This window comes from Parabacteroides sp. PM6-13 (genome assembly GCF_029892605.1).
Taxonomy (GTDB): domain Bacteria; phylum Bacteroidota; class Bacteroidia; order Bacteroidales; family Tannerellaceae; genus QVMG01.
Genome location: NZ_JARXWF010000003.1, coordinates 221,337 through 244,512 on the forward strand (window position 1 = coordinate 221,337; position 23,176 = coordinate 244,512).

The 23,176-nt window shown below is 44.9% G+C and carries 15 protein-coding genes; 6 read left to right on the forward strand and 9 right to left on the reverse strand.

Going from position 1 to position 23,176, the window contains the following annotated elements; translation table 11 throughout:
* Window positions 1-542: 542 nt before the first annotated feature.
* The 5 genes from M2134_RS04440 to M2134_RS04460 all read left to right on the forward strand — a co-directional run bounded on the left by M2134_RS04440 (window position 543) and on the right by M2134_RS04460 (window position 9,591).
* The gene (locus M2134_RS04440; protein ID WP_280749850.1) at window positions 543-1,322 is read left to right on the forward strand and encodes an ion transporter; all 780 of its coding nucleotides are present in this window, start codon (window positions 543-545) and stop codon (window positions 1,320-1,322) included.
* Window position 1,323: 1 nt separating this feature from the next.
* Window positions 1,324-2,406: a type I restriction endonuclease gene (locus tag M2134_RS04445; protein WP_280749851.1), complete on the forward strand. Its 1,083-nt coding sequence runs from the start codon at window positions 1,324-1,326 to the stop codon at window positions 2,404-2,406.
* 580 nt (window positions 2,407-2,986) lie between these two features.
* The gene (locus tag M2134_RS04450; RefSeq protein ID WP_280749852.1) at window positions 2,987-4,825 is read left to right on the forward strand and encodes a silent information regulator protein Sir2; all 1,839 of its coding nucleotides are present in this window, start codon (window positions 2,987-2,989) and stop codon (window positions 4,823-4,825) included.
* A gap of 42 nt (window positions 4,826-4,867) precedes the next feature.
* Window positions 4,868-8,503 (forward strand): DUF4450 domain-containing protein, encoded by a 3,636-nt coding sequence (locus tag M2134_RS04455; RefSeq protein ID WP_280749853.1) that lies wholly within the window; start codon window positions 4,868-4,870, stop codon window positions 8,501-8,503.
* Window positions 8,504-8,514: 11 nt separating this feature from the next.
* Entirely contained in the window at window positions 8,515-9,591 is a 1,077-nt protein-coding gene (locus tag M2134_RS04460; protein WP_280749854.1) for a glycoside hydrolase family protein, read from the forward strand.
* A gap of 107 nt (window positions 9,592-9,698) precedes the next feature.
* On the opposite strand, the gene rho is transcribed toward M2134_RS04460, so the two are convergent.
* The 8 genes from rho to M2134_RS04500 all read right to left on the reverse strand — a co-directional run bounded on the left by rho (window position 9,699) and on the right by M2134_RS04500 (window position 21,192).
* Complete coding sequence (gene rho / locus M2134_RS04465; RefSeq protein ID WP_280749855.1) at window positions 9,699-11,786, reverse strand: transcription termination factor Rho; 2,088 nt, start codon at window positions 11,784-11,786, stop codon at window positions 9,699-9,701.
* A 214-nt stretch (window positions 11,787-12,000) separates the two neighbouring features.
* On the reverse strand, window positions 12,001-13,320 hold the full coding sequence (gene tilS / locus M2134_RS04470; protein WP_280749856.1) for a tRNA lysidine(34) synthetase TilS: 1,320 nt from the start codon (window positions 13,318-13,320) through the stop codon (window positions 12,001-12,003).
* Window positions 13,321-13,328: 8 nt separating this feature from the next.
* Window positions 13,329-14,090, reverse strand: a complete 762-nt coding sequence (locus M2134_RS04475) for a C4-type zinc ribbon domain-containing protein (RefSeq protein ID WP_280749857.1) — start codon at window positions 14,088-14,090, stop codon at window positions 13,329-13,331.
* A gap of 1 nt (window position 14,091) precedes the next feature.
* Complete coding sequence (locus tag M2134_RS04480) at window positions 14,092-15,189, reverse strand: Nif3-like dinuclear metal center hexameric protein (protein WP_280749858.1); 1,098 nt, start codon at window positions 15,187-15,189, stop codon at window positions 14,092-14,094.
* A 2-nt stretch (window positions 15,190-15,191) separates the two neighbouring features.
* Window positions 15,192-15,563, reverse strand: a complete 372-nt coding sequence (locus tag M2134_RS04485; protein WP_280749859.1) for a BACON domain-containing carbohydrate-binding protein — start codon at window positions 15,561-15,563, stop codon at window positions 15,192-15,194.
* 120 nt (window positions 15,564-15,683) lie between these two features.
* Window positions 15,684-17,444, reverse strand: coding sequence for an aspartate--tRNA ligase (gene aspS, locus M2134_RS04490; protein ID WP_280749860.1), 1,761 nt, complete (start codon window positions 17,442-17,444; stop codon window positions 15,684-15,686).
* Window positions 17,445-17,585: 141 nt separating this feature from the next.
* Entirely contained in the window at window positions 17,586-19,097 is a 1,512-nt protein-coding gene (locus M2134_RS04495) for a hypothetical protein (RefSeq protein WP_280749861.1), read from the reverse strand.
* A 4-nt stretch (window positions 19,098-19,101) separates the two neighbouring features.
* On the reverse strand, window positions 19,102-21,192 hold the full coding sequence (locus M2134_RS04500; RefSeq protein ID WP_280749862.1) for an AAA family ATPase: 2,091 nt from the start codon (window positions 21,190-21,192) through the stop codon (window positions 19,102-19,104).
* Between the two features lie 515 nt (window positions 21,193-21,707).
* Here M2134_RS04500 and M2134_RS04505 point away from each other — a divergent pair.
* On the forward strand, window positions 21,708-22,244 hold the full coding sequence (locus tag M2134_RS04505; protein WP_280749863.1) for a DsbA family protein: 537 nt from the start codon (window positions 21,708-21,710) through the stop codon (window positions 22,242-22,244).
* Between the two features lie 106 nt (window positions 22,245-22,350).
* Here the strand turns inward: M2134_RS04505 and M2134_RS04510 are convergent, their stop codons facing one another.
* A complete protein-coding gene (locus tag M2134_RS04510) occupies window positions 22,351-23,028 on the reverse strand; it encodes an SGNH/GDSL hydrolase family protein (protein WP_280749864.1) in 678 nt (225 codons plus the stop codon).
* Between the last annotated feature and the right edge of the window lie 148 nt (window positions 23,029-23,176).

The window sequence follows — 23,176 nt, forward strand, 5'->3', positions numbered from 1 at the left end:
AATTAATGCTTCTTGTTGGTTCGACATACCTCTATTAATACCGCACTTTTCGTCCTTTTTTCGTACCTTTTTCTTACATTGCGAAAAATTGGTACGAAAAACGGTACGAAATATGGATAATGCAGTTTTACGCTATTTTTTTCGATAAGAAAAAGTAGCAAGCGAAATAACAACTGATCTGCTTCAAATCGATGTTAGAAAGATGGAAACTAAAAATTGTTTTAGTAAAGAAACTTTCATTCTGTGCTTACGGAAGATTTGAAAACATTTTAGATAAACTTGATCTGGATTTCGACGAGTGGGATGATGTGTCATTTATATGGACAAAATAGGACATGGGCAATACTACGCCTTTGAGGTGAAAGCATGGATAATGAAGGATGAGATAGTATTGTTGAGGGAGATGTTGTGTTCTCCGTAAGGTTGAAAAAATGCGAAAAGATGAGTGCCATTTTAATCAGCATCCATACAGGGTGATTTTTAAATTAAAGAAATGCTTGAGTATGATGTAGAGAAAGGAGTAAATTTATATATTTGTGTGCATGAGAAAAATTCTTCTAAATAGCAAGTTTATAAACATTGCAATTATAGCAAATGCATTCGTTGTTTTCTTTCAGGAGTTTAGCGATTCACATTTGTTCTTGCAGTATGTGGATTGTTTTTTTACAGCATTGTTTGTTGCGGAAGTTATAATAAAATCTATCACTTATGGAATTGGCTACTATACTAAGAGCAAACTAAACTTGTTAGATTTGTTTGTTATTGTAATATCAGCTATATCTATTGTTATAATGACATTTTTTGACTCTGAAGTTGTGAGTTTTAGTTTCTTGACATCTTTACGAGTACTTAGGCTATTTAAGTCTTTTAGGCTGCTAAAAGTAGTCCCTAATATGGATCAAATTGTGTCAGGCGTAAACAGAGCTGTTAAAACGTCATATGTTGTTGTTTTATCATTCCTTATATTACTTTTTATTGTCTCAGTGTTTACGTGTGCATTATTTAAGGATATAGCACCAGAATATTTTGACAACCCACTATCTTCAATTTATTCTGTCTTTCGTGTTTTTTCGGTTGAAGGATGGTATGAAATACCTGATATAATAGCTTCAAGAACATCTGTTGTTGTAGCATTCTTTTCAAAGATATATTTTGTTATAATTCTTTTCGTTGGAGGTATACTTGGGATGTCGTTGATAAACTCTATTTTTGTGGATGCTATGGTAAGCGACAACAATATAGAGCTAGAGAAAGAGGTTAGAAACTTGTCTAAAAAAATAGAAGAATTAACATCTGTAATTAATAACAATAAATCTAATTGATATGGACTTGAAAGATGTATTAAAGCAGTTATCAGAAAGAGCTGGTAAAGTAAAGGACAGCCTTCAAACAGAAGAAGCAACAAAGAACGCATTGATCATGCCGTTTATTCAGTCTTTAGGATATGATGTTTTCAATCCACTTGAAGTTGTACCTGAGTTTATTTGCGATATAGGAACAAAAAAGGGAGAGAAAATAGACTATGCAATCATGAAGGGAGATGACCCTATCCTTTTGATAGAATGCAAACATTGTAATCAGGATCTTAGCTTACATGACAATCAGCTTTTGAGGTATTTTCATGTCACAAATGCAAAGTTTGGAATATTAACAAATGGACTTCAATACCGATTTTATACTGATCTAGAAGTACCTAACAGAATGGACGAAAAGCCATTCTTTGAATTTAATATTCTTGAAATAAAGTCTCAGCATATCGAAGAAATAAAAAAATTTCATAAGGCATACTTTGATGTTGATAATATATTGAGTTCGGCAAGTGAGTTAAAGTACACAAACGAATTAAAGGAGATACTAAACAGAGAGTATGCAGATCCAAGCCCTGAGTTTACAAAATTTCTTGTTAAACAGGTTATGCCTGGTTCTATGGCTACGGCAAAAATAATAGATCAATTCGCTCCTTTAGTGAAAAAATCTATCGCATCTATTATTAATGATGCTATTTCAGATATGCTTAAAAATGCTTTAAATGCAGGAGTTGAAAAAGAGAAGGAAACTCCAAAAATTGAAGTGTTAAAAGAAGATGAGAAAAGTGTTGATAGTAAGATTGTTACAACGGAGGAAGAGCTGGAGGCTTATTATATTGTTAAGTCTATACTTAGGCAGACATTCCCATGTGAAAGGATTACATATAGAGATGGGCAGACATACTTCTCGGTTCTTGTTGATGATAATAATAGAAAGCCAGTATGTCGTTTGTATCTAAATTCTCCAACAAACAAGATGATTTCTTTTGTTGGTGATGATAAAAAGGAAATAAAAAATAAAATCCAATCATTAGATGAAATTTATAATTTTTCGAGCGAGATTATCGGAGCGGCCGGGAAGTTTATAAGTATAGATTGATATGATCTCTGTATATGATGAAAAAACTCCTTGTTTTTTTCTCCTATTTTACACATTGGGCTTAATCGATTGATCTATAATAGAATGCTCCTGCTACAACAAAGAAAGCCGCTTAAATAGCGGCTTTCTTTGTTTAAACACGCTTCTTTACTACTCTGTGTGCCTTCATATCAGGTTGCATGCTTTTCTTATTTCAGATTCACAAGATTATGGGGTGATCCCGTATATGGCCGGAAACAACAAAAATTCTCACGATGTTGTCAGGCGTTGAGAATTTATTCTCACGATTTTTTTGAGCCTGAGAAAAAATTCTCACCGGCGTGAGAAAAAATTCTCATGCGGGTGAGAATGAAAATAGCCTGTAGTTTTACGTTTTTAGTTGACTCTTTTTTGTCTTATCTGTACAAGCGGTTGACTCGGTTTACCGTTAGTTGTAAATTGGGTTTACCTTATGGAATATCGTACAAAAGGGGCCTTGTGTACAAATTTACACAAATACGTATAGAATTCACCGGGAAATGTGCTCGGGAAGGCTTTCTTTTGTAACTTGGAATAATAACATTACTAAAATCAATCTATCATGAAACACTATTGGATATGGGCTATTTTGTTATGTGCCTTTTCTGTTCAGATGAAAGGACAGGATCCGCGTGAGAGTCATTACTATTATGAAATGTTGAATCCGCAGCATGCCGTGAAACCCTTGGTGGAGGGGTATGCCGACCAACGGGTCGAAGAGACAATGAACCGGGGACTGGTTGCCGCCCAAGCAGCCGATGGGAAAGGTGTCTATCTGAGCTGGCGTCTATTGAAGATCGATAGTCCGAATGCTCTCTTTCATGTCTATCGTTCTGTCAACGGAAAGACAAAGAAATTAACCGGCAAAGCCTTGGCGACAACAACCGATTTTACCGATAAAACACCTGCTGCCGGTCAAGCCGACTATTGGGTAGAGTGTATAGAAGGGAAAAAGAAAACTGCGTCAGAAAAGATAACGGTAGAGGCAGCAAAGCTGCAGGCACCGAATTACCGGAGCATTGCCCTGAGAAACGGGGTGACAGCCGGTAAGGTAGCCGTGGGCGACCTCAATGGTGACGGCACCTACGACTACATCATTCGCCACCCGCATACCAATGTCGATCCGGGCGTGAAAAGCCCGAACGACGGCACCACCTATAAGATCGAAGCCTATCTGAGTGACGGCACCTATCTGTGGACAAAAGACCTGGGGCTTGGCATCGAGCCGGGTGTTTGGTACTCCCCGTTTATGGTGTATGATTTCGATGGTGATGGCAAAGCGGAAGTCGCTTTGAAGACAGCCGGTGATGACTACCTGAAAAATAAAGAAGGACGCATCTATGGAGGAAGCGAATACCTCTCGGTATTGGATGGTATGACGGGCGAAGAGGTGGCACGCGTCGACTGGCCGGAACGCAACGATCGCTACGGTAACCTGGTGCGTCAGAACCGTAACCAAATCGGTATGGCTTACCTGGATGGGAAGACACCCTGTATCCTGGCCGCGCGCGGCACCTATAAATTGATGGTAGTTGATGCCTGGCAATTCCATGATGGTGAATTGAAGCAACTATGGCATTGGGATAGTGACGAAGAGAATCCTGTCTTGCGTAGCCAGGGAGCGCACAATATGGTGTGCGGCGATGTGGATGGTGACGGACGAGACGAGATCCTGTTGGGAGCTTGTATGCTCGACGATAATGGAACCCTGTTGTGGTCGTCCGGTCTGGGACATCCTGATAAGGCCTATCTGACCGATATCGATCCCCAACGTCCGGGTATGGAGATATTCCTGGCTCTTGAACCACCTAAAGATAATGGATACGGCGTATGTGTGTTGGATGCCAAAACGGGAGAACGTGTATGGGGCATCGGGCATAAAACGTTTCATGTGGGCGACGGCATGGTGGCCGATATCGATCCGACAAGCCCTGGACTGGAATGTTTTGCCAGCGAAGATAAAAAGGGCGGTTCGACCGATAAGTATCTCCTGAGTGCCGACGGCAAGAAGCTGACAACCGACAACGACGAGGTGCCACCTTGTCGCAATTGGATCTGGTGGGACGCGGGACATATCCGTCAGATGTTCTTCGGTGATGATAATCGTTGGGGAGCAGAGTCGATGTCGAATGGCAGAAGCCAGTCGATCGGTTACTGGAAAGGAGAGAAGATTGCGGAAGGCATCATGGGCGATATCATCATGATTGCTGATGTGTTGGGCGATTGGCGTGAAGAGGTGATCACGGCTTTGCCGGGCGAATTGCGCATTTATCACACGAATATCCCGGCAAAGGATCGGAAAGTCACCCTCATGCAGGATGCTATTTACCGGAGTTATGTGTTGGAACGTTCGCAGGGCTATCCGCAAGCGCCGGTTCCTTCTTATTATATCGGAGAATAATCGGGTATAAACGTTTTGTTTACCCACACAAAGAAATAAAAAATGAAAGATAAAATGAAGATGCCGCTTTTATGGGCTTTGTTTGTATGTCTTGCCTTTTCGGCCTGTCAGCCAAAGGGTGACAAAGAGACTTTGCGCTATTGGCAGGGAAAAGAGAGAGAGCTTCGGTATCATCCGGAGGGAGAAGAGTTTGTGATTACGAACGGTACGAAACGGTTTACGCGTGCTATCTACGGCACCAATACCGGTTTTCGTTTCGAGACGAGTGACTTCCCGGAGTTTGGTCTCTATATGCCCCGGTTGGGAGGTAGCGTTTATATGGCGGTTACTACCCCGTCGGAAACGGTGTGGATGAAGGATCTGGCGTCGATCGAGTCACGCTTTAAGTCCGGGCAGCGCACCTATATCCTACGGGATAGTCGCGTGCTGGGCGACGGTGTCCTGACAGTCGACGCGGTAGCCCTGTCGGATGCCGACGGTTTGGTGGTGAGATATAAGGCAGAAAACCTGCCGGATGATCTGAAAATTGTTTGGATATACGGAGGAGCCAACAATCAGCGTTTTAGCCGGGAAGGCGATCTCGGGGTCGATCCTGAAGACAGCTTTTTTATCAAGGCGGAGAACTGCCAGGGTAATCAATATGATATGACGGGAAGCCAATTCACCATCAGCTATGCTACCTCAAACCGGATAACGGGAACTTTCCCAACGGGTAGCTCCCTGCGATTGGGCGACGCCCGACAGATCGATACGCTGCCGGAACTGTTGCGCTCTGAAGCTTCAGAGGCGCCTATTATGATAGCGGAATACCCGCTCACCTCTGATCCTTTTTATATCGAGCTGCATAACCCTAAGAGCCATGTGGATTTCACCTATACGGATCTGGAGAAGGCTTTCGATGATGGTGTGGCTTATCGCACACAGGTGTCTTCGACCATGAAGATCAATACCCCCGATCCGTTTATCAATACGCTTGGTGGTATATTCTCTGGTGCAGAAGACGCGGTATGGGAAGATCCGGGCTATCTGCATGGGGCTATTGGCTGGCGTGTGCCACTCACCGGTTGGCGGGCAGCCTACCTGGCCGACTTCTTGGGTATTCAGGACAGAGCACGCAGGCATTTTAATGGGTATGTGAATTCACAGGTGACGAATGTGCCTGTTACTCTTCCTCACCAGCAGGATCAAAAGTTGCATCTGGCAAGAGCTGCGAAAATATGGGGAACGCCCATGTATAGCAATGGATATATCTGCCGGACGCCGAATACGACTAATGTGATGCATCATTACGATATGAACCTTGTCTTTATCGATGAGCTGTTGTGGCATCTCAACTGGACGGGTGATATGGCGTATGCCCGGGAGGTGTTTCCTACGCTTCAGCGACACCTGGCCTGGGAGAAGAACACGTTCGATCCCGACGGTGACAGCCTCTATGACGCGGTTTGTTGTATTTGGGCTTCTGACGCTTTGCAATACAATGGCGGGAAAGTGACTCACTCGAGTGCCTACAACTACCGATCAAACAAAATGATGGCCGAAATAGCAGAGAAGTTGGGAGAAGATCCGACCCCATACAAAGTGGAGGCGGAGCGTATCCTTACGGCGATGAATCGGGAGCTCTGGATCGGTGAGAAAGGCTGGTGGGCTGAGTTTGTGGATGTGATGGGACATCGTATGCGGCACGACCGGGCAGCTCTCTGGAGCGTCTATCACTCGATCGATTCCGAAGTGCACGATCCGTTCCAGGCCTATCAGGCAACGCGTTATGTGGATACCGAGCTGCCACATATCCCTGTTCTGGGAAAGGGACTTGCCGACACGGATAACTATGTGGTGGCAACAACCAACTGGCAGCCTTATGACTGGTCGATAAACAATGTGGCCTTTGCGGAGAATGCGCATACGGCACTTTCTTTCTGGCAGGCCGGAAGGGGTGATGAGGCGTTCAAGCTCTTTAAAGGTATTATTTTAGATGCTATGTATCTGGGCTCGGGACCGGGTAATATTACGCAGGTCTCTTTCTACGACGCGGCTCGTGGGGAGCTCTATCGCGACTTTTCCGACCCGGTCTCTATGGGTGTCAGAGCGGTGGTGCAGGGTATGTATGGCATTGTGCCTGATCTGATGAACAACCGTTTGGTGATACGTCCGGGATTCCCCGAAGCGTGGGAGTTCGCCGATATAAAGACAAAAAACATGGCCTATTCCTTTAAGCGTACCGGTCTGAGAGACGAGTACACGGTGGAACCGAATCTGTTGAAGCAGGATGTTCAATTGATAATGGAACTGAATGCGTTAACAAACAGTGTGAAGTCAGTGCAAGTGAACGGCAAAGAGGTGGCTTATTCGCTGATAGAGAACGCAATCTCCTGTCCGAAGATTTGCTTCGACGCGGGAACGGCATCCAAATACGATATAACGATTGAATGGAAAGGAGAGAAGATCTCTCGTGAGCCGATCGCTGCCACGGTGGCTAATGGTGGTCGACTGGCATTGAAACTACCCTTCTCATCGGGTGATATCTATGATCCACAGGGCATTCTTACGGACGGACAGCTGGATAATGGGCTGTTGAGTGGAATGGTCTCTGCAGAGGAGGGACATCGCACACTGTTCGTGCGTGTGGCTTCCGGAGAGATGTCTTATTGGATTCCTGTTGATGTGAAGGTGGTCAAGGCGGCTGATCTGGTAAATAACCCTGACTCGGAAAAATTGGAATTTACACTTGTTAATCATAGCGAAGAGACCTTATCGGGTGATCTCTATCTGAATCACCAAAAGACGGATAAGAAGGTACATATAGCCGCAAACGGAAAAACCTCCTATACCTTTGATGCGCCAATGGCTTCGCTTGGAACCAATCTGGTGGAGGTCCGTTCGGGTGAAGAGATCCTCTATACGTTCCATGCCACCAACTGGAATATACCCTCTTCAGCCGATAGGGATTACCAAACGGTAGACATGCAGGCGGGCTTCAATGACCGGGTGCGGGATATCTTTGCCTATGATAAATACCTCACGCCTCGTTATGAATACACGACGCTTCAGGTGCCCAGCCAGGGCATGGGGCAATGGTGTCATCCGGAAAGACTCTCTTCTATTGATGACAGAGGACTCAGAAGCATAGCAGCGAAGAATAATAACCTCTTCACCATGCCTCAGGGTATACCTTTCGCTACGCCGGGAGGAAGCGATGAACCCAATGTGATGTTTACCACTCTTTGGGATAATTATCCCACCGAGGCAACCCTGCCACTCAGCGGAAAGGCATCGAAAGCCTATCTGTTGATGGCTGCTTCGACCTATCATATGCAGTGTCATGTACTTAATGGGCAGGTGCGTGTCTGTTACAAGGATGGCACCGGGGAGACGCTCGATCTGATCTTCCCCGACAACCTGCTTCCGCTCGATCAGGATATCTTCATCGATGGATGGGCCTTTAACTGCCCGCAACCTCGCCCGTGGCGGGTGAGCCTGAAGAACGGTGCCGTGTCGAAGTATCATGCCGGTGAACTGGGTGTGCCTATGTCGAACAACCCGATGTATATAGATGGTGGGATGGCAACCCTGCTCGATTTGCCGCTCGATCCGGAGAAAGAGTTGGAAAGCCTTACGATCGAAACGATTGCCAATGAGGTGATCATTGGTGTGATGGGTGTTACCTTGATGAAATAAGGAGATTGGGTATGAAGCTTTTTCTATATGGAGGATTATGCCTTCTGTTGGGGATGTCTGCCGCGTCGGCACAAACGGTTGACCTGTCGGCAAACTATCCCCGGGAGGCAATCTCCTCCTTTGCTGATCGGCTGGAACCGGTCGGACGGATCCTGGAGGATGATAGTTTGTATGTTTGGTGTTGCGCGCCTATTATGGGAGATGACAACAAGGTACATGTCTTCTATTCACGTTGGGAAAAGCGATATGGGATGAGTGGCTGGATCGGTCGTTGCGAGATTGCTCACGCGGTGGCTGATCAGCCGGAAGGCCCCTATCGCTATGTGTCGACGGTATTGGCCCCTCGTCCGGGCTATTTTGATGCCACGACCTGTCATAATCCGAGTATCTACAAGGTTGATGGGCGTTACTGGCTCTTCTATATGGGTACCTCCGATGGTAAGTTTGGCACCAAGCGGATCGGGTATGCGGTGGCCGATTCCCCCTGGGGACCTTGGGAAAGATGTGAAGAGCCATTATTGATGCCCGGGGAATCGGGGGAGTGGGACGATTACATAACGACCAATCCCGCTTTTCTGCCACATCCCAATGGTGAATACTGGCTCTATTATAAATCATGTAACAAAGAGGAATACCTGAATCAACGGATCAATGGCATCTCCGGCAACCGGAAATACGGGGTGGCCATGGCGAATCATATCATAGGTCCTTATCGCCGTTATGAGAAGAATCCGGTAGTCGACTTCTCCTCTTACGGGGAGAACCGGCAGGTGGAAGATGCCTATATCTGGTATGAAGCGGGTGTCTATAAGATGCTGATGCGCGATATGGGTTTTTATGATCATACGGTAGGGCTCTATTTTGAATCGGCGGATGGACTCAACTGGGGGGATCCTCAGATTGCCTGGTTCGGAGCAGAGCATTATTTTGAACAACCGCCTGCCCCTAAACACCTCAGTCGATATGGGCGGTTTGAACGTCCGCAACTGCTTATGATAGACGGCAAGCCGGCCTACTTGTTTTGTACGACCCAGGGTGGAAAAGGAGAAACAGCCTCCGGCTTTGTGTTTCGAATCAAACCGGAATAGAGGAGTAGGTGTTTCGATCGTGCTGATGTGATATAACAAAACAAAGCCCGCAGATATTATTTGATCTGCGGGCTTTGTTATATATATAATAGAATCTCTATCCGGAATTATCCATTCATAGAAGCAAGGAATTCCATATTGTCGGAGGTATTCTCCATACGCTTCTTCACAAATTCCATGGCTTCGATCGAGTTCATATCCCCAAGATATCTGCGAAGGATCCACATGCGATTGACGGTAGCGTCGTCTTGCAACAGGTCGTCGCGACGGGTGCTGGAGGCAATGATATCGACAGCCGGGTAGATGCGTTTGTTAGAGAGCTTGCGGTCGAGCTGAAGCTCCATATTACCGGTTCCCTTAAATTCTTCAAAGATCACATCGTCCATTTTTGAACCTGTCTCGGTCAGTGCCGTAGCCAGGATCGTTAAGCTACCACCATTCTCGATGTTACGAGCCGCACCGAAGAAACGCTTGGGTTTCTGCAGGGCATTGGCGTCAACACCTCCGGAGAGTACTTTACCTGATGCCGGTTGTACGGTGTTATATGCACGTGCCAAGCGGGTAATCGAGTCGAGCAGGATCACTACGTCGTGTCCACATTCCACCATTCGTTTGGCTTTATTCAACACGATGTCTGCAATTTTTACGTGACGGTCAGCCGGCTCGTCGAACGTAGACGCGATCACTTCCGCGTCGACACTACGTGCCATATCGGTTACCTCCTCCGGACGTTCGTCGATCAACAGGATGATCATATATACTTCCGGGTGGTTAGCTGCAATCGCATTGGCAATGTCCTTAAGCAACATCGTCTTACCTGTCTTTGGTTGGGCAACGATCAGTCCGCGCTGCCCCTTACCGATCGGAGAGAATAGATCGACCACACGCACAGCTGTTTTGTCGTATACCTTCGGCGTGCGGCGAGCTGTCAGCATAAACTTCTCATCCGGGAAGAGAGGTGTCAGGTGGTCAAAAGGTACACGGTCGCGCACCTCTTCGGGCGTACGTCCGTTGATGCGGTCAACCTTTACCAGCGGGAAATATTTCTCGCCCTCTTTGGGAGGACGAATCGGCCCTTCTACCACGTCGCCGGTACGCAGTCCAAACAGTTTGATCTGCGACTGTGATACATAGATATCGTCCGGTGAAGTGAGGTAGTTATAGTCTGACGAACGCAGGAATCCGTATCCATCGGGCATCATTTCCAATACACCTGTTCCGGTCAGGATACCATCGAATTCATAGGCTTTTTCCTGAGGTTGTTGTGGAGCGTTATTTTTTTGTTGGTTATTCTGTCGGGGAGTGGGTTTGTTTTGATTCGCCTGTTGCACCGGTTTCGATTCTTGTTTCTCGTCCTGTTGCTTTTTAGGCTCTGCTTTCGGAGTTGTAGAAGAAAAAGGGAATATCTGGTCGAGCAGGGATTTGGCATCCGGATGACGGAATACAACCCGCTTGTTATCTTCTTTCTCTTCTGTTTTATTGGCCTCTTCCGCTACCGGTAGTTCCTCTTTTTTCTCAGGAGCGGCAGGTGTTTCGCCTGTTGTTTCCGCTACCACCGGGGGCAACACCTTTTTGGGTTCCGGCCGACTCGCTTCCGCCTTGGGCATTTGCGCGACTTCCGGTTCTTTCTCTACCGAAGGAGTCGTCTTTGCCGACGGTGTATCGTTTTTGATTAATACCGGTTCCGCATCCGGGTTGCCCGGCATAACGGCAGCCGCTACTTTCTCTTTCTTCTCTATCCGCACCCGTTTTTTCTTTTCCGGTTGCGGGAGCTCTTCTGTCGCAGCAGCTTCGGCCTTCGTCGGTTGTTCCACGGGGGTCGGTTTGGTAACGACTTTTGGCTGCTCTGCACCCTTTTTAGGTGCAGGCTGTTCTGTGGCTACGACTGCTTTCTTTGGCGTTTTTTCTTTCTTCTCTGAAGACTGGTCGCCCTCTTGCTTCTCCGTTTTGGCCGCTTTGGCTGCGGTTTTTTTCTGTGCTTTCTTTTTGGCCAGATTCTCTACCTTCTTCGCCTCTTTTTCCTTTTCTTTCTCTACTTGGATACCGGCTAAAGAGATCGCTTGTTCGTCTAAGATGCGATAAATCAGCTCTTCTTTCTTAAAACTGCTGACTTTTTTAATACCTAACTCTGTAGCAATGGATTGAAGTTCGGGTAGAAGCTTCTCATTTAGTTCTAAAATGTTATATTTCTGCATAATTTGGGAAGTGAATAACTTTTGACGTAACGTATGTTTTATTCCGGATGGAATCACACACGGCGCATGTTTATCTCATTAATTTTGTAAATGCGTTGAATTAAATTATATCTTTCGTGAATGCGAAGTTTATTAACGTAACGATTTGTTAATAATACATCAGCGTGGTAAGATGGTGCAAATGTATAAACTTTCTTTATAATACCATGCTACTTCACTGCTTTTTTTTCACTTTAAGTACCTGTTTTGTGGTCGATTCCACCCGAAAACGATTATCCGTTCTTTCTCCGACAATCCAGAGAACATCGTTTCCGGAACATAATAGCCAGGCATTCTCTTTTTCAAATCGGCTGTATTTATTATTGGAGAAATAATCGCTTAGTTTTTGCTTGCCGGTCATGCCGAAAGGGATAAACCAATCGCCCGTTTGCCAGCGGCGTAATTCCAGGGGAAAATGAACCTTATCGGCATCAAACCAAGCGCAATTTTTATCTTTTTCGATACGGGTCTCTGTTGTATAAACAATCCGGTGGAAAGAAAGTTCAATAGGAAGATGTATTATATCGTTTTCCGACAAGATCTGAAATGAGCTTTGAATAGTTTCTTCTTTCAAAGGTGTCAGAAAGAGATCTTTCCTGTCTTTCAATAACCGATGGGTAGAGGAGAAGAATAGTTTACCGGATTCTTTCTCCAGGGAAGAAAAGATTTCGTGCACTTGTGTGCGGTTGAACTGATAGGGACGCAACAATTCAAAGAGGATTGTCTCCGGCTCTTTATAACACAATAAAGCGGTGATCGATAGTTGATGGGGGGCAACAAACACCTTTTCATTCGCCTCCTCCACCACTTGTCGATAGATTGTTTCTACGGCAGATATATTTTCGGCTGTCCGTGCGATCGCTTCGCGGACGGAGGGGTTTTGTTCTTCCATCAGGGGAAGGATGCGCAGGCGAATGAAGTTGCGCATATAGGCGTCCGACAGGTTGGTATGGTCGGTCATGTAGTGCTGCTGTTCGCTCTCCAACCAGGCGACGATCTCCTCCCGGCTGATGCCCAGAAGGGGTCTTATGATATGCCCGTTTTGGGGACGCATACCGCCCATTCCCCGGATGCCGGTTCCTCGGATCAGGTTCATGAGGAGCGTTTCCGCATTGTCATCACGGTGGTGTGCCACGGCAATGGCATCGGCTTTCAGCTCCTGTCGTTTTTCTTCAAACCAGCTATAACGCAAATCCCTCGCTGCCATTTCGACAGAGAGGGAATGTGTTTTCGCATATTGATGTGTATCAAAATCGATTTTGTAAAAGGGAACGGATAAACTTTCCGCCAAGCGGTGCGAGAATGCTTCGTCGCGATCCGATTCTTCCCCGCGTAGATGGAAGTTGCAATGAGCTGCAAAGCAGGTATATCCTAAACGCACTAAGATTTTCAGCAGCGCCACCGAGTCGGCTCCGCCACTGAGTCCAACCACCACTCGGCCTCCTTCTGGCAGAAGCCGGTTGGATAGGATATAGGTGTGAACCGCTTGTAACAAATATAGATTTATTCTACTCCTGCCAGTTCCGGGTCGATCATGATACGACCGCAGTACTCGCAAACGATAATTTTCTTGCGCAGCTTGATGTCCATCTGCTTCTGGGGCGGAATTTTGTTGAAGCAACCACCACAGGCATCACGTTGGATATAGACCACTGCCAATCCGTTGCGTGCTCCTTTGCGGATACGTTTGAAAGCAGTCAATAGTCGAGGTTCAACCATGGCTTCCAGCTTTTTCGCTTTTTCACGCAGCTTTTCTTCTTCCTGCTTGGTCTCAGAGATAATCTCTTCCAGTTCGTTTTGCTTCTGTACCAGGTCACCACGACGGCCTTCCAGGTTTTCAGCTAACTGGGCAATCTCATCCTGTTTTTGGTTGGCCAGCTCTCCGAATTCACGGATTTTCTTTTCGGCAAACTCAATCTCCAACCCTTGGAATTCGATCTCTTTGGTTAAGTTGTCGAATTCGCGGTTGTTACGAACATTATCTAATTGTGTCTTGTATTTTTCAATCAAAGCGGTAGAATCGGCTATTTTGTTCTTTTGGGCTATAACCGACTGGTCGTATTCTTTTACATCCGTTTGGTAGTTGCTTAAGCGCGTTTCCAATCCGGCAATTTCATCTTCCAGGTCCTGCACTTCCAAGGGCAACTCACCACGAAGTGTTTTAATCTTATCAATTTCAGTCACCATCGTCTGAAGTTGATACAGCGTAGAAAGCTTCTCTTCAACTGTATATTCCTTTTCAGCTGATTGTTTCTCTTTAGCCATGCTATAAATATTTTACTGGGTTTGAATTAACATTCGATAAATGAAGTGCAAAGGTAGGGAATTTTTTGGATATCAAATCAAAAAAGATCTCTTTTGTACAGACCTCTGATTCATAATGCCCGATCACTGCCAGTAAGATTCGGTCTTCCACATCGTAGAAGTCGTTGTATTTGGCTTCGCCGGTAATGAAGACGTCAGCCCCATAGGCGATAGCATCCTTGATCAGAAAAGCTCCGCTTCCTCCACAGATGGCGACCTCCCGGATCGGTTTATGGATTAGGGGCGAATGTTTGACACAGGCTACATTGAATAGGTCCTTTATACGTCGCAGGAAGAAATATTCGTCTTCCTCTTCGGGTAGTTCTCCTACCACGCCTGATCCGGCCTGCTCCCAGGTGTTCTCTAACGAATAGAAATCGAACACAGGCTCTTCGTAGGGATGCACCGAGCGCAGGGCGCGCGTCACTGCCATCTTCTTATAGGCTGGTAATACGGTTTCGATGCGTGTCTCATTCTCGTAATGCACTTTGCCTATCTCCCCTACAAAAGGGTTGGCTCCTTCCTGGGCGCGGTAGGTACCGTCTCCGTAGAGGTTGAAGCTGGTGGAATCGTAGTTGCCAACATGGCCTGCACCCGCCTGAAACAAGGTGTTACGCACCATATCAGCGTAAGGCGTAGGAACGAAAGTGACCAGTTTCAAAAGACTCCCTTTCTGCGGACTCAAGATGCGGATATTCTCCAGACCAATCATTTCCGCCAATCGGTAGTTGACCCCTCCCTGGGCATTATCCAGGTTGGTATGAGCGGCGTATATCACCAGGTCGTGTTTGCAGGCCTTTATCATACAGCGCTCTATATAGGTGGCACCGCGCAGTGACTTAAAAGGCTTAAAGGCCAGCGGATGATGGGATATAATTAAATTACATTCCCGTTCAATCGCTTCATCAAGAACCTCCTCCGTGACATCCAAACAGAGCAATGCTCCGGTAGCTATTTGATTCACATCGCCAACCTGCACACCGGCATTGTCGAAGTCCTCTTGCAGAGGAAGTGGAGCAAACAGCTCAATCTCACGAAGAATATCCTTAATCTTTATCATGTTTATTTTTTACCTGCTTGTATTATTTTTACTACGGCCTCTTTGCCGAAGCAAACCCCCTTTACTATACCCGTGCGAGGCTCGCTTCCCTCATTCGAAAAAACTGTGAATTGTACTGTCTGAACACTTGTTGGCAAATCTGCTTTTGTTGATGCCATCAAATTATCCAATATGATCCAGTCGCAGTTTTCTACATAGGCTTTATTCATGCCATTTGATTCAAACTTCACGTAAACTACCCCACCATCGGCACCGATCGTATACTCCTTCTGTTCCGGTTCGATATAGGCATTTACCACACTGTCATCATCACACGCAAACAATCCCAACGTTAAGGAAAGGATCATAAATAAACTCCATACTTTCTTACACATAGATTTCATTTTGTTTAAATATAAAATAGGTTTTAAGGTTATTCAACAAACAAAGGCTATAAATAGTTCGCCTTTGTTTGTCCTTATTATATCACCTTTTCTTTTTGTTATTATTTTTTATTATTCTTCCGGCAGCTCCACTTTCAAAAACAACTCGTCAAGCTGAGCCTGGTCGATCGGCGTAGGCGCGTCGAGCATCACGTCGCGACCGGAATTGTTTTTGGGGAAAGCGATGCAGTCACGGATAGAATCCAAACCGGCGAACAACGACACCCAACGGTCTAAGCCGTAAGCCAATCCGCCATGCGGAGGCGCTCCAAACTTAAAGGCGTTCATCAGGAAGCCGAATTGTTCTTCCGCTTTCTCGCGGGTAAAGCCCAAGAGTTGGAACATCTTGTTCTGCAACTCGCTATCGTAAATACGAATAGAGCCACCTCCTACTTCCACACCGTTGATGACCATGTCGTACGCATTGGCACGTGCCGCAGCCGGGTCGGTCTCCAACAAAGGAATATCCTCTTTCTTCGGCGAGGTAAACGGATGGTGCATCGCATACAGGCGCTGATCTTCCTCGCTCCATTCAAACAAGGGGAAGTCGACGATCCAGAGGCATACAAACTTATTCTTATCGCGCAAGCCTAACTGACCGGCCACTTCGAGGCGAAGCTCACACAATTGCTTGCGCGTCTTCATCACATCGTCGCCCGAAAGGATCAATATCAGGTCGCCCGGCTGAGCGTTGAAGGCTTTTTTCATCTCCTGCAACACCTCCTGCGTATAGAATTTATCCACACTCGACTTCACATTCCCGTCGGCCTCCACGCGGGCATACACCATGCCCTTGGCACCGATCTGCGGACGCTTCACGAAGTCGGTCAATGCGTCGAGCTGCTTGCGCGTATAGCTGGCAGCACCCGTAGCACAGATACCCCCCACATAGGCGGCATCATCGAACACCGCGAAGCCATGTCCTTTCAGGATATCCATCAGTTCCACAAACTGCATGTCAAAGCGCAAGTCAGGCTTGTCGCTTCCATACAATCTCATCGCATCATGCCACGACATACGTTGGAAAGGCTCGTTTATCTCCACGCCCCGGATAACCTTGAACAGATGTTTCGACATCCCTTCGAAAAGGGTTAACACATCCTCTTGGTCGACAAAGCTCATCTCGCAGTCGATCTGCGTAAATTCCGGCTGACGGTCGGCACGCAGGTCTTCGTCGCGGAAACATTTCACGATCTGGAAATAACGGTCGAATCCGGATACCATCAACAACTGTTTCAGCGTTTGCGGCGATTGCGGCAAGGCATAAAACTGTCCGGGATTCATACGGGAAGGCACAACAAAGTCGCGCGCTCCTTCCGGTGTGGAGTTTACCAATACGGGCGTTTCTACCTCCAGGAAACCATGTTCGTCAAGGTAACGACGCACTTCGAATGCCATCTTATGACGCAGCTCCAGGTTGGCGCGCACCGTATTGCGGCGCAAATCCAAGTAGCGATATTTCATGCGGATATCGTCTCCGCCATCGGTTTCGTCTTCAATCGTAAAAGGAGGCGTGGCCGCCCGGTTCAATACCGTCAACGTCGAAGCGATCACCTCGATCTCACCCGTAGGTATCTGCGGGTTTTTGCTCGAGCGCTCGCGCACGGTTCCGGTTGCCTGGATCACATATTCGCGTCCCAATTTGTTGGATTGCTCACAAAGTGCAGCATCATTCTCCTGATTAAACACCAACTGGGTGATGCCATAACGGTCACGAATATCGACAAATGTCATTCCACCCATTTTCCGGGTCCGTTGTACCCAACCGGCCAATGTCACTTCCTGTCCTTCATCCGACAGGCGAAGTTCTCCACATGTTTTTGTTCTATACATATTATTAATGGTGTATTTATTACTTATTGACGGCTCTCTATTTTTGTCGATAGAATGCCCATTATCTGTATCATCGGCAAAGATAATCCCAAGTTGGCAATTATTCTTATTTTATGCGAAGAAAATGCGAATAAGCGCCTCTTAGGAATGGATTATGTAGGCTCTCCATCCCCATTGCTTTTTCTTTTTGTCGAAGGATTTGATGGCTTCACCTTCAACCAAGTCAGCATCTGAGAGAGTGTATTTCTCACATAAGTTTGCCATGATAAAGACATCTTCCACAAATCCGAACTTATTTGTTTTGGATATTCGAATCTTGCCCTTAAAGTGTTTTATATACTGCTTGTGGAGTATTTCATCTTCGCCCTTCGAAAGAGTTGCCAACTGACAGAAACCACTCTCTTCTCTCTTTTGAAATCGAACTCTCAGAATATCCCCAATAGCTACTTTTTTAAGAAATCGATCATACTTGAAAAAGCCATTCCTGCCATCAGAGGTAATAAAATTCAGCATTTTCTTATCCGGATTCAGATGAGATACCATTACATTCTCTTCTGGAATGTCACGAAAAAGAATCGCTTCAGCTGTTGGTGCATACTCTTTGTATATGAATTTATTATCTCGTTTTCTGCTTGCAGATCGATACCACTCGGAACGTTGATAGGAGAGTAAGCTGTCGGATATTTTCCAATTTTTCGATTTACGTACTTCTATTATTTTATCAATCTCGGTTCGTGCCTCGTTCCACATTTTTCTCTCGATAAGCAAGGGCACTATCTGGGTTCTTAGATTAACAGTCATCTCATCGGGTGCAGGACAAAGCAGTCCTTTACAATAGCAAGCAAATTGTATGTCACCTTCCGAAGGAAAAGCCTCCGAGAGAATCTGCCAGACCCAAAAAGCATTTTGTTTCTTTTTTGCAAAAGGAAGTATGGCAGACAATACATTGTTTTGATCGCCCAATGCCAACAATAGTTTCGCTCTATAAAAAGAGGGATATTGATATTCGGGATGATTCTTTTCTAATTCCTCCATCTTTGACAAGAAAGCAGTTGCTCTCTCTTTGTTGAATGCTATTCCCCCCGATATATTCTGTCTTGGTAATAAAAGTTTCGCATAGCTGATATAGGCTTGTTCAACTAAGGCTATCATCGGTTTGCCATTTGGCATTTTCTCTTCTGCATAATCTTCGGGTCGAAAATTCTCAAAGCCCCACCAGTCGGCGAAAGTCAGATAATTGTCAGTATCTTTATATATTTTGTGAAACAGATTAAATAGAGAAGAATAGACTTGAGATGGTTTGGAAAAGTGAAATGCTTTTACGGCAACAAACAATTGTTCCTTTTCCTCCGGTTGTAATTCTCTCTCTTTCATCAAAGCAAAGCCCATTTTTACCATCAGCCAACCGATGTTGTCAAAAAGCAATTTCTCGTCTTCAGGCAGCTGTAATTCGGCTAATGCCTGCAAGTTTTCGCAAAAAGCCTGCAAGGTAGCTGTTGCACAATTTGATTTGGCGTATTCATAATAGACCCAACTGAGATTTCGCTTTGTCCAAATGTTGTCGGGTTCTTGTCTATACTCAGCAAGAGCAAGTTCAAGCGCTTTTTCCAATTGCCCTGATTGTCGTAATTCTTTGATCTCTTTTCCCGGCATAACTTTAGCACTTTAATAGTTCGATTAATTTTTGAAGTTTTATATCTTTCTCTCCTATATCTGATTTGGGATTCGCTATGGTAAAGCCTTTTTGGTTTTTATAATAAAACTGTATGTAAGAGAACTTTCCGCTTGTTCGAAAGAAATACATCACATAATAATTCGAAGGATATTCAATCACATTGGTGATTTGAACAGACAAGTCGGCACAGGCAGAGTCTATTTTCTGATAGAGCGAACGAAACAGATCTGTCGAAGGCTGATAGGACAAAGGAATATATAAATGACAAGGTTCATTCAGTAGCTCTTTTAGCCTCTTTACATCATCCGTGTCATTTGCCAACACGACAACATCATTAAATATCCCCGACTTCTTATGGTATAAGTCTATCTGAATGTGTTTTGATTCATAAGAGAAAGTGTATCTTTCGTTATACTCGAACGATTCTATTGTGTGTATCTTAAAAGGAGTACCTTCCAGTTTTTCTAAGATTTCGCAATATTTCAAACGTTTAGCGATAGGGGTATTCTCGGCATGATAAGGCGTGGAATAAAAAGTAGAATCCTGATAATAGGCATCACTCACTGTTGAAGCAGTGAGTATAGGCGTAAACGACAAGCTTTGGAGACCATCAATATGAGGCAAATTAGCCCCTATTAGTTTATTTCTGGCTCTTGTTGTAGCAGTGTAACACCAACGCAAAGCATCATCGAAAAGAGCGGCTCTGCCAGCGTAATCCACATAAACCATATCCCACTCTCCCCCTTGTGCCTTGTGGCAGGTGATGGCATATCCATATTTCACTTTCAAGGCATTGATATAAGGATCTCTTTTTATTTTCTTTTTAAACTCGTCAGAACCTTCTTTAAAGGGTAATCGTCCGTTTTCTACAGTCTGTTTTTGTTCCTCGTTGAAGCGTATGCAGAAATCGATGTAAAGCGCTTTCATTTCATTCGTATCCAAATCTCGCACAGGGGAATCTATCAAAGAATCAATAATCTTACAACTGATTTCATTGTCATAATGGGGAAGCCTAATCTTAATATCCCTAAAGACAAGAGTTATTATTATTCTCTCTTTACTGATTTTGTCGTAGACCGGAACCTTCCGAGTCTCTGTTTGTGTTGAGACATCGACTACTTTAGCCATATCTCCATTATACAACTCGATGTCGTAGGATGAATAATTGTTATTGTTTATCAAAACAATATCTCCGGGAACCACCTCTTCGTTTTGTGGAAATATTTTTTCTCTAACAGCTCTATTATAGGTGGATGCCATAGCGTTTGAGTAGGTGATGACAACACCATTCCCTACTTCCGGTATCGGAAAATGCGACACGTAGTCCGTTGCAATTTGTTCGGGTAAAATTTCCGTTATTTGACCGCCGGGAGTGATGATGAATTTATTCCTCTCTGCGGAAGGTTTTTTCAGAATTTCACGAATAGCATTCGCCTGCTGTAATATTTCACTTTGATCTTGTTGACGGAAAACTGTTTGTAGAAGAGCTGACTCAACCGCAATATTTTTTTCTAAAAAATAGTTTTCATCCAAGGCTCGTGAACTTGTATCTGTGACAGGAGGTAACTGGGCGTCATCTCCGATAAAGATTAGTTTTGATTCGTTGTTTGATAAATAGGCAAATTCAATCAAATCGGTTAATAATTGACCAGATCCGAAAGTGAAGAGTTCATTTTTGGTCACGACATCTGAAATCATAGATGCTTCATCTACAATCACAATTTTACTATCAGATCGTGGAATCAATGGATAGTAGTAATGAAATGTTTTTAGGGAAACGTCAGGATTCTCCACCTGTTTGGATTCCAGTCTGTCAAAATCATAGATTCCCCTATGTATCGTGGTTCCAAAACCGGTTTTGTCTCGGAGAATTTTTGCTGCACGCCCAGTGGGTGCGAATAGCTTAAATAGTTTTTTCTCTGCTTGCAAGAACTGGATGATTTCTCGGATCAATGTTGTCTTTCCCGATCCGGCTGCGCCTTTGAGAATAAAAACTTGCTGCTTCGAATCATTTAGGAATGACTTGATCCTGGATAAAGCTTCTTGCTGATCGGTTGTAAGAATAGGTTTCATTGCTTCTTTTTATGTAGGAGCGGTATATCATCGGACCTCTCCAACTATTGATAGGCACAATATAAGCAAAACTACACTTTAGCTTTGCGAAATGAGGTGTTAAAAAATATTTATATCGGGAGGTTCTCAGCGTTGAGCATTTATTCGTAACTACTCAGCCCCTCTCTGTCCAACTACACATTTTGCAATGTTCCACAAAATTGTTCAAAGACGAAGGGCAATTTGTTGGCTGACCATGCTCAGCCAACTGGTCGAGCTTAGTCAGTCAATTGGTCGACAGTGCTCAGCCAACTGGTCGACCATGCTCGGCCAACAAATACTCCTGCGTGCTTAATTTGATGACAACGACATGACCTGGCTTTTTTCTAAAATGTAGAATCGTAAATATTTTGTCGGTTGGGGAAATTTTCCTCAAAGTATTCTCATTAATAACTATTTAGGCGAATGAATAAAGGTTTACTTTGCATGTGTATAAAATAACGATAAAACCGATTAAGACAAAAATAGAAAAAAGTATGAGTATTGATGTTATTGCCAACGACCATGTATTGGGTGACTTAAACGCTCCGGTAGTGTTGATTGAATATGCTGATTTCCAATGTCCTTATTGTAAGCGTGCTAGTAATGTGTTGCGCGAGGCAAAGAGAATCATGGGAGATCGTTTGACTATCGTATTCCGTCATTTCCCATTACAAAAGTTGCATGCGCATGCAGTGCACGCGGCTATTGCCTCTGAGACGGCTGGCGGACAAGGTAAATTTTGGGAAATGCACGATGCTCTTTTCGAACACCAGGATCAGTTGGATGACAGTAGTCTGGTTGAGTATTCGCGTGAGATAGGATTGGATGTGAGACGTTTTGAAATGCGTTTTGGTGAAGATCCCTATTTTCATAAGGTAAACAGGGATTATGAGTCAGGGTTGCAGCATGGTGTGGACACGACCCCAACCTTTTTTCTGAATGGAAAGAAATATGAAGGCGACTGGATGTCTGATCGCTTTATTGACTATCTGCAGACATTGGCAGACGAGCGAGAACAGGTAGCTCAATAAGAGTACACAAGTAAAACCTTACTATACGTTCCCAAACCGGAAAATAGCCACAGGGCTATTTTTCGGTTTTTTTATAGGGAAGTCGAAGTTATCAATCGGAGGAGGTTTATCGGATCACCTTCTTTAGTGCTTCTTGCACAAGGCGTTCCATAATTCGGTAAGCCTCCAGGTTAGGGTGTACCCCATCGGTTGCGTATTGGGTGGGCAGTCCGCCCTTTTCGTCTGTCAGGGAGGAGTAATAATCGACATACAATAATCCGTTTTGTTCGGCATAAGCCTTAATCATCTCATTTAGCTCGACGATCAACTTGGCCGGTTCTATCTCCGGGCGCCACCCGAAACGGGTAGCCGGCAGGACGGAACACAATACGGGTGTTATTTGGTTGACTTTCGCTAATTCAACCATGGATATGATATTGCCTAAGATATGTTTGTGAGATATGTAGCCGTTGTTTTGCGCGATATCGTTTGTGCCGGCCAGGATGACTACTATTTGCGGATGTAGATCGATCACATCCGGACGAAAACGTACCAGCATCTCAGAGGTGGTCTGTCCGCTGATGCCCCGTCCGGCATAGTTGTTCGCTGTGAAAAAGGCCGGGTCTTCCCGTACCCATCCTTCGGTAATGGAATTTCCCATAAATACTACTTGGGGTGAAACTGTCACCTCTTTATTGGCCTCCGCATAACGACTGAATTTTGCCCAGTCTTTCTGTTGCGCACTAAGCGACATGGTCATTCCGAAAAGGAGAGAAAGGCATAGGCATGTGGTAAGATTCTTCATACTGGTTGTTTTTTTAATTTTAGATAGGATACAAAACTAATGAATTTTACTTGCAAACTATCGCTACTCTTCTGTATACCTCTTTGCGAATGCGAACAATTATTTGATTTATTTGTTATGAATAAGTCTTATCCCGCTTTTTTTGATA

Bases quoted from the DNA above. Each gene is read 5' to 3' on its own strand.
- M2134_RS04510 (WP_280749864.1), bottom strand. From the start codon at position 23,028: ATGAAGAATCTTACCACATGCCTATGCCTTTCTCTCCTTTTCGGAATG.
- M2134_RS04455 (WP_280749853.1), top strand. From the start codon at position 4,868: ATGAAAGATAAAATGAAGATGCCGCTTTTATGGGCTTTGTTTGTATGT.
- M2134_RS04505 (WP_280749863.1), top strand. From the start codon at position 21,708: ATGAGTATTGATGTTATTGCCAACGACCATGTATTGGGTGACTTAAAC.
- M2134_RS04440 (WP_280749850.1), top strand. From the start codon at position 543: ATGAGAAAAATTCTTCTAAATAGCAAGTTTATAAACATTGCAATTATA.
- rho (WP_280749855.1), bottom strand. From the start codon at position 11,786: ATGCAGAAATATAACATTTTAGAACTAAATGAGAAGCTTCTACCCGAA.
- M2134_RS04500 (WP_280749862.1), bottom strand. From the start codon at position 21,192: ATGAAACCTATTCTTACAACCGATCAGCAAGAAGCTTTATCCAGGATC.
- M2134_RS04475 (WP_280749857.1), bottom strand. From the start codon at position 14,090: ATGGCTAAAGAGAAACAATCAGCTGAAAAGGAATATACAGTTGAAGAG.
- M2134_RS04460 (WP_280749854.1), top strand. From the start codon at position 8,515: ATGAAGCTTTTTCTATATGGAGGATTATGCCTTCTGTTGGGGATGTCT.
- M2134_RS04480 (WP_280749858.1), bottom strand. From the start codon at position 15,189: ATGATAAAGATTAAGGATATTCTTCGTGAGATTGAGCTGTTTGCTCCA.
- M2134_RS04485 (WP_280749859.1), bottom strand. From the start codon at position 15,563: ATGTGTAAGAAAGTATGGAGTTTATTTATGATCCTTTCCTTAACGTTG.
- aspS (WP_280749860.1), bottom strand. From the start codon at position 17,444: ATGTATAGAACAAAAACATGTGGAGAACTTCGCCTGTCGGATGAAGGA.
- M2134_RS04495 (WP_280749861.1), bottom strand. From the start codon at position 19,097: ATGCCGGGAAAAGAGATCAAAGAATTACGACAATCAGGGCAATTGGAA.
- M2134_RS04450 (WP_280749852.1), top strand. From the start codon at position 2,987: ATGAAACACTATTGGATATGGGCTATTTTGTTATGTGCCTTTTCTGTT.
- M2134_RS04445 (WP_280749851.1), top strand. From the start codon at position 1,324: ATGGACTTGAAAGATGTATTAAAGCAGTTATCAGAAAGAGCTGGTAAA.